We start from the raw sequence: 12,954 nt of genomic DNA, 5'->3' as shown, positions 1-12,954 counted from the left end.
ATCGCGAGACGCCCTTGCGTCATGGCCCTGACCAGGCGTTGTCTCTCACGGTGAGTACAGAACAACCCGAATCCGACACCGGCCGCACCACCGGCGACCGCTCCGCGCGCCGCGCCGTCATCGTCTTCCCCGTCCTGGTCCTCGCCGCGGGCGCCCTCGGTCTGCTGCTCCCGGGCGGTTTCACCGGCTGGGGCGAGTCGGTGCCGTATCTCCTGGGCGTGGTGATGTTCTGCATGGGCATCACGATGACCCCGCAGGACTTCCGCGGAGTCGTCCGGCGGCCCTGGGCGGTGGCCCTCGGGCTGGTCGCACACTACGTGATCATGCCGGGGCTCGGCTGGGCCGTCGCCCATCTGCTGCAGCTCCCCCCGCAGCTCGCGGCGGGCGTCATCCTCGTCGGCTGCGCCCCCAGCGGCACCGCCTCCAACGTGGTCACGTACCTGGCCCGCGGTGACGTCGCGCTGTCCGTCTCCGTGGCCACCGTCTCCACGCTCGTGGCCCCGCTGGTCACCCCGCCGCTGACCCTGCTGCTGGCGGGCGAGTACCTGCCCGTCGACGCCGGCTCCATGGTCACCGACATCCTCAAGACCGTACTGCTGCCGGTCGTCGCGGGCCTGGCCGTACGGCTCCTGGCGGGCCGCCACGTGGAGCGGGCCCTGCCGGCGCTGCCCTGGCTGTCCGCCGTGACCATCGGTGTGATCGTGACCGTGGTCGTGGCGGGCAGCGCCGACGCCATCAGGTCGGCCGCGCTGCTGGTGTTCGTCGCCGTCGTGCTGCACAACGGTCTCGGCCTGGCCCTGGGCTACGGCGCGGGACGGCTCAGCCGGTTGGGCGAACCCGCGAGCCGCGCCATGGCCTTCGAGGTCGGTATGCAGAACTCGGGGCTGGCCGCCTCACTGGCCACCGCCCACTTCAGCCCGCTGGCCGCGCTCCCCGCCGCGGTCTTCTCCGTCTGGCACAACATCTCCGGCGCCCTCGCCGCCGCCTGGCTGTCACGCCGGGCACGCTGACCCCGCGGCCGGCCCGGCGGACCGTGGACGCCCCGGACCGGTCCGGGCGCCGTCAGTGTTCCGCCGCGGGCCCGGGCCCGGTCACAGGGTGCGCTCCAGGCGGTCCGCCACCGCCTTCACGAAGCCCGCGGGGTCGGCCGGGCGGCCCCCCTCCGCCAGGACGGCCAGGGTGTGGAGCAGTTCGGCGGTCTCGGTGAGGCCGGAGCGGTCCTCGCGCTCCTTGTACGCCTGGTTCAGGCCCTTCACCAGCCCGTGGCCGGGGTTGAGTTCGAGGATGCGCTTGGTGCGGGGCACCTCCTGGCCCATGGCCCGGTACATGTTCTCCAGCGCCGGGGTCATGTCATGGGCGTCCGCGACGACACAGGCCGGCGACACCGTCAGCCGCGTCGACAGCCGGACCTCCTTGACGTCCTCGGCCAGCTGCTCCTTCACCCAGCCGAGCAGCTCCGCGAACTCCTCGGCCTGCTGCTCCCGTTCGCTCTCGGACTTCTCGTCCCCCTGCGCACCCAGGTCGATCTCCCCCTTGGCGATCGACTGCAGGCGCTTGCCCTCGAACTCGCCCACCGCGTCCACCCACACCTCGTCGACGGGGTCCGTGAGCAGCAGCACCTCGATGCCGCGGTCCCGGAACGCCTCCATGTGCGGCGAGTTGTCGATGCTCTGCCGGGACTCACCGGTGATGTAGTAGATCTCCTCCTGGCCGTCCCGCATGCGCTCCACGTACTGTGCGAGCGTCGTCGTCCCGTCCTCGCCGTGCGTCGTCGCGAACGACGACACCGCGAGGAGGGCGTCGCGGTTGTCGGAGTCGGTGATCAGCCCTTCCTTCAGCACCGCGCCGAACTCCCGCCAGAACGTGGTGTAGCGCTCGGTGTCACCGGCCATCATGCTCTTGACCGACGACAGCACCTTCTTCGTCAGCCGCCGCTGCATCATCCGGATGTGCCGGTCCTGCTGGAGGATCTCGCGGGACACGTTCAGCGAGAGGTCCTGCGCGTCGACCACGCCCTTGACGAACCGGAGGTACGGCGGCAGCAGCGCCTCGCAGTCGTCCATGATGAACACGCGCTTCACATACAGCTGCAGCCCCCGCTTGAAGTCCTGGGTGAACAGGTCCTGCGGGGCGTGCGACGGGACGAAGAGCAGCGCCTGGTACTCGAACGTCCCCTCGGCCTGCAGCGGGACGGTCTCCAGCGGCTCGCGCCAGTCGTGGCTGATGTGCTTGTACAGCTCGTGGTACTCGTCCTCGGACACCTCGTCGCGCGAGCGCGCCCACAGCGCCTTCATCGAGTTCAGCGTCTCGGGCCCGGCCGGCTCCCCGTCCTCGCCGTCCGGCCGGCCGACCAGCCGGACCGGCCAGGTGATGAAGTCCGAGTAGCGCTTGACCACCTCCCTGATCTTCCACTCGGAGGTGTAGTCGTGCAGCTGGTTCTCGGGGTCGGCCGGCTTGAGGTGCAGCGTGACCGAGGTGCCCTGCGGCGCGTCGTCAGCCTCCTCCAGGGTGTACGTGCCCTCACCGCGGGACGTCCAGCGGGTGCCCTTCGCCTCCCCCGCGCGCCGGGTCAGCAGGGTGACCTCGTCCGCCACCATGAAGCCGGAGTAGAAGCCGACGCCGAACTGCCCGATCAGCCCTTCGGCCCCGGCGTCGTCCTGCGCCTTCCGCAGCTCCCGCAGGAATTCGGCGGTGCCCGAGTTGGCGATCGTGCCGATGAGCTGCCCGACCTCGTCGTACGACATCCCGATGCCGTTGTCCCGCACCGTCAGGGTACGGGCGTCCGGGTCGGCCTCCAGCTCGATGTGCAGGTCGGAGACGTCCGCGTCGAGCGAGTCGTCCCGCAGCGCGGCCAGACGCAGCTTGTCCAGCGCGTCGGAGGCGTTGGAGACGAGTTCACGAAGGAAGACGTCCTTGTTCGAGTAGATGGAATGGATCATCAGCTGGAGCAGCTGACGGGCCTCTACCTGGAACTCAAACGTTTCAGCCGGCATGGTTCGCGCATACCTCACTAGTCCGTGGATCACCGATGGCTTGCGCCGCCACTTTAATAAAGAAGACCGCGTTCCGTGACCAGTCACCCGGTCCGGGCGGTGGGCGTACCGGCGTCACGTCCCGCGTAGCCTCTTCCCGTGTCCGCGCCCCGTCTGCACCGTGTCGCCGTCCTCGTGCTGGAGGGCGCGAAGCCGCTCGACGTCGGCATCCCCGCGCAGGTCTTCACGACCCGCGCGAGCATGCCGTACGAGGTGCGGGTGTGCGGGGCGGCCCCCGGCCCCGTGACCGGCGGCGACGGCCTCGCGTACCACGTCGCCCACGGTCTCGACGCGCTGGTGTGGGCCGACGTGGTCTTCGTCCCCGGCTACCGGTTCCCCGACCGCGACGACCCGCCGCCGGCCGTCGTCGAGGCGCTGACCGCCGCCCACGACCGGGGCGCGCGGCTCGCCGCCATCTCCACGGGCGCCTTCGCGCTCGCCGCCACGGGCCTGCTCGACGGCAGGCGCGCCACGACGCACTGGCACTACACGCGGGCGCTCGCGGCCCGGCACCCGCTCGTCCGGGTCGACGAGAACGTGCTGTTCGTCGACGAGGGCAGCGTGCTCACCTCGGCCGGCGCCGCCTCGGGCATCGACCTGTGCCTGCACATCCTGCGCGGCGACCTCGGCGTGGCCGCGTCCAACCACGCGGCCCGGCGCCTGGTCGCGGCCCCCTACCGCAGCGGCGGCCAGGCCCAGTACGTGCCGCGCAGCGTCCCCGAACCGCTCGGCGAGCGGTTCGCCGCCACCCGCGAGTGGGCGCTGCACCGGCTGGGCGAGCCCCTCACCCTCGACGTACTGGCGCGGCAGGCGGGGGTCTCGCCGCGCACGTTCTCCCGGCGCTTCGTCGAGGAGACCGGCTGCACGCCGATGCAGTGGGTGATGCGCGCCCGTATCGACCTGGCCCGTGAACTGCTCGAACGCTCACAGCGCAGCGTCGAGCGGATAGCCGCCGACATCGGGCTCGGCACCGGCGCCAACCTGCGTCTGCACTTCCGGCGCATCCTGGGCACCACGCCCGGCGAGTACCGGCGCACCTTCACCCGGGGCGGGTGACCCGCCCGGCACCGGGTGGCGGGATCCTTGTGAACCATGGCGATCCCGCCACTGTCAGCGGTTGCGGCCGCGGGCGAACCTGGTGGCGAAGGGAAGGGATCTCACTCATGACTCGCATCGCCATCAACGGATTCGGCCGCATCGGACGCAATGTGCTGCGCGCGCTGCTGGAGCGCGACAGCGCCCTGGAGGTCGTCGCCGTCAACGACCTGACGGAGCCCGCCGCCCTCGCCCGGCTGCTCGCCTACGACAGCACGGCCGGCCGGCTCGGGCGCCCGGTGACCGTCGACGGGGGCGCCCTCGTCGTCGACGGCCGCCGGATCACGGTACTGGCCGAGCGCGAACCGGCGCGGCTGCCGTGGGCCCGGCTCGGCGTGGACGTCGTCCTGGAGGCCACCGGCCGCTTCACCGCGGCCGGGGCCGCCCGGGCCCACCTCGACGCGGGCGCGAAGAAGGTGCTCGTCAGCGCGCCGTCGGACGGCGCCGACGTCACGCTCGCGTTCGGGGTCAACACCGACGCCTACGACCCGGCCGCGCACACGATCGTGTCGAGCGCGTCCTGCACCACCAACGCGCTCGCGCCGCTGGCCGCCGTCCTCGACGAACTCGCCGGTATCGAGCACGGGTTCATGACGACGGTGCACGCCTACACGCAGGAGCAGAACCTCCAGGACGGTCCGCACCGCGACCCCCGTCGCGCCCGGGCCGCCGGCGTCAACATCGTGCCGACCACGACCGGCGCCGCCAAGGCGATCGGCCTCGTGCTGCCGGGCCTCGACGGCAGGCTGTCGGGCGACTCGATCCGCGTACCGGTGCCGGTGGGCTCGATCGTCGAGCTCAACACGACCGTCGCCCGCGACGTGACGCGCGACGACGTGCTGGCGGCGTACCGCGCCGCGGCGCGGGGGCCGCTCGCCGGCGTCCTGGAGTACTCGGAGGACCCGCTCGTGTCGTCCGACATCACGGGCAACCCCGCCTCGTCGATCTTCGACTCGGCCCTCACCCGCGTCGACGGCCGCCACGTCAAGGTGGTCGCCTGGTACGACAACGAGTGGGGCTTCTCGAACCGCGTGATCGACACGCTCGAACTGCTCACCCGCTGACCGGTCGCCGGGGGTCCCGCCCCCGGCGGGCGGTGGCCAGACGTCCGGCGCAGGGCTGTTCGACGTATCTGTGCAGCAGCCAGGCGAAGGCCACCGTCAGCGGCAGGGCCACGGCCGCGGTCAGGACGGGCAGGGCGGTGCCGACGGCGAGGTACAGGGACGCGATGACCAGCGAGTTCCCCTGGCAGAGGGGGTGGGAGATCCTTCCCAGGAAGAGCAGCGGCGGGCTCCTCAGGTACGAGGGTCCGCCCGTCAGGTCGGCGGCCGCGGCGGCCCGGAGGAGCAGCGCGAGGGGTACCACGGTGACGGCCGCCAGGGAGAACACCTGGGGAAGCAGGCACCACCCCGCCACCACGGCGGCGCCCAGCACGGCGGCGGCCGTGCCGACGCCCGTCCGGGGCGCGTGGCCGGTACGGGGCAGGCGGGTCAGCAGCATGCCCAGGACGAACTCCGGCAGCCGGGCCGGCGGGAACGAGTAGACGGTCCACAGCTGGGCCCGCGACATGGTGAAGGGCGCCTGGGGCAGCGGCGCCCCGCCGGGGACCACCGTATGGGCGAACGCGGCCACCGCCCAGGTCGCCGCGACCGCGCACCCGGCGGCGGGCAGCAGCAGGGACCGGGGGATCCTCCTGACCGCGGCCCACAGCGCCGGGAAGAGGGCGTAGAAGAACACCTCGCACGCCAGGGGCCAGGACGAGCCGTTCCCGCCGAGGACGTACCGGAAGTCGGGCAGCCACGCCTGCACCAGGAACGCGCTCGGCAGTGCGGAGACGACGGTCGCGCGGGCGGTGGCCGGGGCGGTGAGCACGAGTCCGGTGACGACGGCCAGCGACAGCACCAGATGCACCGGGTAGAGCCGGATCAGGCGCCGTCGCCAGAAGACCGGCCGCGGTTCCGGGCCCGCCCGGTGGGCGGAGCGGGCCAGGAGGTAGCCGCTCAGGACGAAGAAGAACGACACGCTGGGCGGGCCGACGGCCACCAGCAGACCGGGGGGCGAGCGGTCCGCGCAGCCCAGCACCACCGCGTGGAAGCAGAAGACGCCCAGCGCGGCGACCGCTCGCAGACCGGTGAGCGACGGCAGGTGGGTGCCGGTGGCCGCGGTGCTCGCGGAGATCATGTCCGGGTCCTCCGTCTCGGGACGTGCACCCCCGCCGCCCTCCTACGCGGCGCCGGTGCGGCGCCGGTAGCGCATGCGGCACGGGCCGCTCAGTCCGCGCGGGGCCAGGCCGGTGACCGGGACCGGTGTGTCGAGGAGTTCCATGTGGAAGTGCTGCAGCAGGAGGGTGACGAGGACCTTGGTCTCCAGGCGGGCGAAGCGCTGGCCCAGGCAGCGGTGGATGCCCGCGCCGAAGCCGAGGAGCCGCTGGACGGCCTGGGGGTCCTCGGCGTAGCGCCCGGGGCGGAACGCCTCGGGGTCGGGGAACTCCTCGGGCAGCCGGTGGATGAGGTAGGGGGAGGTGAGGACCATCGTGCCGCGCGGGACGCGGCAGGTGCCGATGTGCAGGTCGTGCAGGGCCCTGCGGGCGATGAGGATGGCCAGGGGGTGCAGCCGCTCCGATTCGTAGAGCAGGTGGTCCAGCCCGGTGAGGCGGTGCAGGCCCTCCGTGGTGAGCGCGGCGCCCGGGGCGAGGTGCCGCTGCTCGGCCAGGAGACCGGCCTGGTGCTCGGGGTGGGCCAGCAGGTCCGCCATCGCCCAGGCCAGTTGTCCCGAGGTGGTCTCGCGGGCGGCCCAGACCAGTCCCAGGGCCTGGGGGACGGTGGAGCTGTCCGGCACCCGCCTGCCGTCGGGGTAGTGGCTCTCGCACAGGGACTGGAGGAAGTCCGTCCCGGGGCGGGGGTGCGCGCGGCGCTGGGCCAGGCAGCGGCGGATCACGACGTGCAGGTCCCGGCGGGCGGTGCGGCTGCGCAGTGCCCGGGTGGGACGCATCCACGGCGGCAGCAGGAAGCTGACGTTGGCGGAGAACTCCTCGAAGGTGGCGAGGGTGCCGGCGAGGTGGTGGCCGAGGTCGGGTCCGAAGAAGGTGTCGGCGATGATCCGCAGATTGAGTTCGGCGCAGGTGCCCACGATGTCCAGCTCGCCCGCCTCACCCATGCGCCGGACCAGCTGCCGGGTGTGGCTTTCCATGATCGTGAGGTAGTCGTGGAGGGCGGCGCCGCGGAAGACCGGCACGTACAGGGCCCGCTGCCGCTGGTACTCGGGGGTCTCGGCCATGAAGTAGAAGTCGTTGCCGAACATCGTCTTCAGGAAGGGGTAGGAGGCGGCGATCGACAGTGTCTCCTCCGGCAGGCCGACGATCTCCTTGCGGTGTTCGGGGTCCAGCATGACCAGGGTGGGGACGTTGGCCAGGCGGAGCCCGAACAGCCGCCCGTGTTCGGCGTAGCCGCGGCGCAGGACGCTGGTCGCGTCGCGCATGAAGGCGGGCAGGTGCCCGAGTGCCGGCAGGGCGCCCGAGACCAGCGGGACGGCGCCGCGGCCCGTGGGCACGGTGCCGGGCCCAGCGACTTTCTGCGGGGTGGCGTGGTGCGACCGTGCCATGGCGGGTCCTGTCTCGGTTGTCTGCGGTGGGGGGCGGTGCCGGCTGCTAGGCGGCACCGGGCTTCGTCGCCTTCAGGTAGCGGCCCAGGGCGCTGAGGGGGAACAGCAGCCGGTACAGGTGGTAGTTCAGCGGCAGGTCGCCGGGGAAGCCGGTGCCGGTGTACTCCGGCTCGTCCCAGGTCCCGTCCTCGCGCTGGGTGGCGGCCAGGCGACGCACCCCGGCGGTCACGGCGTCGCTGTCGTGTTCACCCGCGGCGAGCAGGCCCAGCAGTGCCCATGCCGTCTGGGACGCCGTGGAGGGGCCGCGGCCCCTCCAGGCCGGGTCGGTGTAGGACTCCCACTTCTCCCCCCAGCCCCCGTCCGGGTTCTGGTGGTCGGTCAGCCAGCGGACCGCCCGCCGGACCGCCGGATGGCCGGCCGGGACGCCCGCGGCGACGAGCGCCGGCACGACGGTGCCGGTGCCGTACACGTGGTTGACTCCCCAACGGCCGTACCACGAGCCGTCCGGCTCCTGCTCGGCGAGGAGCCAGCCGACGCCCGTACGGGTGGCCGGGTGGTCCGCCATGCCGACGGCGGCGAGCATCTCCACCACGTGGGCGGTCACGTCGGCCGACGGCGGATCGGTGACCTCGCCGAAGTCGCAGAACGGCAGCCTGGCGGCGAGCGTGCTGACGTTGTCCGCGTCGTAGGCGCCCCAGCCGCCGCCCCTGGACTGCATACCGATGTTCCAGGCCACGGCCCGGTCGACGGCCGCGGTCAGGCGGGCCTGGTCGGGGTGGCGCAACCGGGCGAGGGCGAGGACCACTTCGGCGGTGTCGTCGGTGTCGGGGTAGTTGCGGTTGTGGAAGCCGAACGCCCAGCCGCCCGGCGCGAGGCGGGGGCGGCGGACGGACCAGTCGCCCTGTGTGGTGACCTCCCGTTCCAGCAGCCAGTCGGCGGCCCCGATCAGTGCCGGGTGGTCGGGGGCCAGGCCGTTGTCGGCCAGGGCGGTGACGGCCAGGCAGGTGTCCCACACGGGGGACTGGCAGGACTCCACCCAGCGCCGGCCGTCCGGGGTGTGCACGAGGAACGCGTCGGCGGCTTTGAGGGCCGCGCGCAGCACGGGGTGGTTCAGGCTGAAGCCGCACAGCCGCAGCGCGATGATCGAGTAGACCAGGGGCGGCTGGATGCCGTTGAAGCAGCCGTCGGCCTCCTGGCGCCGGATGATCCAGGCGGTGGCCGTACGGATCGCCGCGCGGCGCAGCACGGGCGGGGCGACGGTGCGCCACCGGTGGAGCAGACGGTCCAGGCGCTGGAAGCCGCCCTCCCAGGACATCGGCGGGCTCCTGCGGACGGCGGGGTTGGGGCGCGCGGGGTCGGTGTGCAGCTCGTCGAGGGTGAACGGGGCGGGAACCGTGGGACGGTGGGCGCAGACGATCGTCAGGGGGACGATCGCCTGACGGGCCCAGCAGCTGAAGGAGTAGATGTTCAGCGGCGCCCACTTGGGCAGGTAGATCAGTTCCGGCGGGAGTTCGGGCAGGTCCTCCCACTTCCACCAGCCGAACAGGGCCAGCCAGATGCGGGTGAACGTACGGGAACGGGCGACGCCCCCCTGGGCACGGATCCAGGCGGCGGCGCGCGCCATGTGCGGCGCCAGCGGGTCGTCGCCGTCGAGACGCAGGCCGATGTACCCCTCGATGGTGGTGGACAGGTCCGCCGCGCCGCCGGGAGAAACGCTCCAGGTCCCGTCGGAACGCTGCTTGGAGCGGATCCAGGCGGCCGTGGCGCGTGTCTGTTCGGCGGTGCGGATGCCGAGGAACTCGCGCAGCAGCAGATCCTCGGTGTCCATCGTGACGTTCGTCTCGAAGTCGCCCTTCCACCAGCCGCCCGGTTGCTGGAGGGACAGCAGGTGGTCCGTGGCGCGGGCGGCGGCACGGGTCGCGTCCCGTACGGCGTCCCGGCCGTCCGGGACGCCGGTGACGGTGCCCACGACGGGCGGCACCCGGTGAGCCGGTTTGGTGCCTGCGAGGACCGATTCGGCCTGATGAGGCTGCATCGATACGTCACATCCTCGTGATTCGTCATACCAACATATGGAGGTTCTCCGCCCACCGGACGTGCACCGCGGGCAGCGCCGCGACACCGTTGCGCCGTGGCGGATCCCCGCGGGGGCGGGCCACGCACACTTCGACGGCAACTCTAAGCTACCGAACGGGTGCGTAGCGTACACACTCAGTCCATCGGGGTACCACCGCGGACGTACCGGGGTGTGACGGCCCGCCCCGGTACGGCGCGGCGGCGGGACCGGTGGAACGGGCACGGCGGGGCGGTCACGGGCCGGCCGGGCGGTTCGGCGGGGAGCGTGGCGCGACACGGCGGCATTGGGCCGGACGGCGGAACGGCGCTCTCGCGCAGGGGCCGGCGCGGGGCGCGGGTACATCGGTGGTGCGCGCGGGGCCGGTTCCCGGCGACAGCGGCACGAGCAGGAGCAGGAGCAGCAGGAGCAACGGCGGTGACGAAACGCGTCGGGCCCCCGGACACGTGGTCCGGGGGCCCGACGGTGTTCAGCCGTGTCAGGCGGGGGTGATGTTCTCCGCCTGCGGGCCCTTCTGGCCCTGCGTGACGTCGAAGTTCACGACCTGGCCCTCCTGGAGCTCACGGAAGCCGGAGGCGTTGATGTTGGAGTAGTGGGCGAAGACGTCCGGGCCCCCGCCCTCCTGCTCGATGAAGCCGAAGCCCTTTTCGGCGTTGAACCACTTGACAGTTCCCCTGGCCATGCTGGTGCCTTTCCAGTCGCTTTCGGACCCGCACCGCGCGGGCCCGGAGGTGATCGCCCTGGTCCTGCACTGCACAGCAAAATACCCGCACCGGAGCGCGGGCAGGTACTGCGAACCACGACATCTGGGGATGACGCTACACGGCGGGACCGGCTTCCACCAGAGAGCAACGGTCGTGATCCGTATCGCGTTTGCGCGGCCGGGCCCGTCCGGCCGCACGCCGGACGGGCCTGCTCCCGCGTCTCAGCCGAACCGCAGGACACGCGGGGCGAAGGTGCCCTCGGGTCCGGTGGCCCTGCCGACCGACCACACCTCCGCCGTGCCGGGCACCGGCGCCAGTTGCAGCCCCTGGGAGTCGCCCTCCCCGGCGACCGCCGGTTCGTCGTACCCGGTGAACGACTCCCCGTCCCAGGCGAGGAAGTCCGGACCGGGTACGAGCGGCGAAGGGCTGCCCGGCGGCCCCCACTTCAGGGAGCGGGCCACCGCGACCCAGCCCAGCGCGCCGGACGGGGCGGGTGCCAGTGAGGTGATCCCGCCGAAGTCGGTGGGCGGGGTCACCCGGTTCCACGTCTGCCCGTCCCAGCGCATCAGCAGCGGCGGAATCGGCCGGCCCGGCGGACCGCCGATGAACCCGGCCGTGCCGCCCGCCCACACCTCCGTCGGCGAGACCGCCAGCACACTGCCCACGGCCGACCGCGGGAAGCCGTTCACGACCGTCTGCTGCCACGCCTGCCCGTCCCAGTGCGACACGGCCGCGCCCGCGTCGGTGGCGCCCGCGGCCCAGACGTCGTCGGCGGCCAGGATGTGCAGGCCGTACACGATGCCCGGCGGGACCGGCAGCTCCCGCCATTCGCGGCCGTCCCGGCGCAGCAGTACCTGCGCGCCGTCCCGCGAGCCGATCAGCCAGGTCTCCCCGCCACCGGCGACCACCCTGGTCAGCGCCACGCCGGACGGTGGCCGGCTCTCGGACCAGGCGCCGCCGTCGAAGCGGAGCAGGCGCGCGCCGCCCGCCGTGTCGCGGCCGACCGCCCAGACCTCGGCCGGTGAGGCCGCGGCGACCGACAGCAGCTCTCCCTGCCAGCCGATCCCGGGCAGACTCCGGTGCTGCCAGGCGGACCCGTCCCAGTCCAGCACCAGCGGGAAGCCCGGCGCCTGGCGGCCGACGGCGTCGGTGCCCACCGCCCATGCCCGGTCCGGCCCGAGCGCCGCGGCCTCGTTCAGTGCGGCCTGCGGACGTACCTGTGCCGGGACCGGGACGTGCTGCCAGGACGCGGTGTCCGCCGTGGCCGGCGTCAGGAGGGCCAGGAGGACCATGACGGCGGCGAGGGCCGTGACGAGAAGTCGGCGTGTCATGGTCAGCCTCCCAGCCGCTCGCTCATCAGGTTCGGCTTCGAGCCGTAGATCTCGGCGGTCCCGAAGGACAGCAGCGAGGTCCCGGCCCTGGCCAGTGCACGCGGTCTGACGTCGATCGCGTTCGTGCGCTCCGGACCGTGCGAGAAGGTGGCGCGCGAGCCGTCCACCCGTGCGTACCTCGACCGGAACGCCTGCTCGCTGCGCACCGGCAGCCACAGCGCGCCGTCCGGGCCGCGCACCATGGCCTCCGTGGAGGTGTCGCCCAGCGGTGGGTGGGTGGTGCGCCAGCCGTGTCCGTTCCAGGTCATCAGATAGGTGCGGGCGACTCCGTCGGTGTACCGGCTGCCGCCGACCGTGACCCGGCCGGACGGCTCCGGCAGGATCGTGTGCACGTTGCTGTCCGGCGGCAGCGGTACCTCCGCGTCCCGCCACGCCCTGCCGTCCCAGCGCAGGACGGCGGTCCCGGTGTCGGTGTCCGCCCAGGCCCAGGCGTCGGTGGCGGTACGCGCGGCGATCCCCATCAGGTAGAGCACGCCGTCGGGGACGGACCGCGCGGTCCAGCCGGAACCGTCGTGGTGGAGCACCTTCGGCCCGGTGTCGTCCTCCCCGACCACCCACGCGGCGCCCGGCACCGCGGCGAAGTCCTGGTGGGTCCGCAGGGTCTGCGGCAGCGGGACGGTGCTCCACCCTCCCGCCGACCGGCGCAGGATCTCCCCCTCCCCGGCGCGGTTGCGGAGGATCCACACCTCCTCGCCGACGAACTGCGCCTCGCGGAGCCAGCCCGGCTCGGTGGCACCGGGGAAGGTGGTGTCCCGGCTCCATGCCGTACCGTCCCACCGGTGCAGCATCGGCCGCAGTCCGTCGGCGGTCTGCTCGTACCCGGTCGCCCACGCCTCCCCGGGCCCGCGGGCGGCCAGATCGGACACGGTCACCGGCGGGGAGGCCGCCGGCACGGGCAGCGCCGACCACGTCGGCGGCGCGGCCGCGGCCGGCTGGACCAGCGTGGCACAGGCGATCACAAGACACACGGCGACCGTACGGAGACTGTTCACACGGGCCCCCCGAGTACGTGAAGGCCGCACAGCCTATGAGCATGCACATGTCCGTGAATAGACGGC

10 protein-coding genes are annotated in these 12,954 nt (G+C 73.0%); 3 read left to right on the top strand and 7 right to left on the bottom strand.

Going from position 1 to position 12,954, the window contains the following annotated elements; all coding sequences use genetic code 11:
• Positions 1-50: 50 nt before the first annotated feature.
• Entirely contained in the window at positions 51-1,010 is a 960-nt protein-coding gene (locus KM933_RS14110) for a bile acid:sodium symporter family protein (protein ID WP_308013380.1), read from the top strand.
• Positions 1,011-1,091: 81 nt separating this feature from the next.
• Here the strand turns inward: KM933_RS14110 and htpG are convergent, their stop codons facing one another.
• Complete coding sequence (gene htpG, locus KM933_RS14105) at positions 1,092-2,993, bottom strand: molecular chaperone HtpG (protein ID WP_221351943.1); 1,902 nt, start codon at positions 2,991-2,993, stop codon at positions 1,092-1,094.
• 138 nt (positions 2,994-3,131) lie between these two features.
• On the opposite strand from htpG, the gene KM933_RS14100 reads away from it, so the two are divergent.
• Together KM933_RS14100 and gap are read left to right on the top strand one after the other, a co-directional pair.
• Positions 3,132-4,088, top strand: a complete 957-nt coding sequence (locus tag KM933_RS14100; protein WP_221351941.1) for a GlxA family transcriptional regulator — start codon at positions 3,132-3,134, stop codon at positions 4,086-4,088.
• A gap of 107 nt (positions 4,089-4,195) precedes the next feature.
• Positions 4,196-5,191 (top strand): type I glyceraldehyde-3-phosphate dehydrogenase, encoded by a 996-nt coding sequence (gene gap, locus KM933_RS14095; RefSeq protein WP_221351939.1) that lies wholly within the window; start codon positions 4,196-4,198, stop codon positions 5,189-5,191.
• Here the strand turns inward: gap and KM933_RS14090 are convergent.
• From KM933_RS14090 to KM933_RS14065, 6 genes are all read right to left on the bottom strand, one after another.
• The gene (locus tag KM933_RS14090; RefSeq protein WP_221351937.1) at positions 5,181-6,308 is read right to left on the bottom strand and encodes an acyltransferase family protein; all 1,128 of its coding nucleotides are present in this window, start codon (positions 6,306-6,308) and stop codon (positions 5,181-5,183) included. The genes gap and KM933_RS14090 overlap by 11 nt on opposite strands.
• 42 nt (positions 6,309-6,350) lie before the next feature.
• Entirely contained in the window at positions 6,351-7,727 is a 1,377-nt protein-coding gene (locus KM933_RS14085; RefSeq protein WP_221351936.1) for a cytochrome P450, read from the bottom strand.
• Between the two features lie 46 nt (positions 7,728-7,773).
• Positions 7,774-9,762 carry a squalene--hopene cyclase gene (gene shc, locus KM933_RS14080; protein ID WP_221351934.1) on the bottom strand — a complete coding sequence of 663 codons (1,989 nt, stop codon included), beginning with the start codon at positions 9,760-9,762 and terminating at the stop codon, positions 7,774-7,776.
• Between the two features lie 517 nt (positions 9,763-10,279).
• Entirely contained in the window at positions 10,280-10,483 is a 204-nt protein-coding gene (locus KM933_RS14075) for a cold-shock protein (protein WP_217453603.1), read from the bottom strand.
• A 243-nt stretch (positions 10,484-10,726) separates the two neighbouring features.
• On the bottom strand, positions 10,727-11,836 hold the full coding sequence (locus KM933_RS14070) for a hypothetical protein (protein WP_221351932.1): 1,110 nt from the start codon (positions 11,834-11,836) through the stop codon (positions 10,727-10,729).
• Between the two features lie 2 nt (positions 11,837-11,838).
• Complete coding sequence (locus tag KM933_RS14065) at positions 11,839-12,888, bottom strand: hypothetical protein (RefSeq protein WP_221351931.1); 1,050 nt, start codon at positions 12,886-12,888, stop codon at positions 11,839-11,841.
• Positions 12,889-12,954: the final 66 nt, after the last annotated feature.

This window comes from Streptomyces beigongshangae (genome assembly GCF_019710745.1).
Taxonomy (GTDB): domain Bacteria; phylum Actinomycetota; class Actinomycetes; order Streptomycetales; family Streptomycetaceae; genus Streptomyces; species Streptomyces beigongshangae.
Note: the sequence above shows the minus strand (reverse complement) of the source record. Positions and strands in the feature narration are given on the sequence as shown.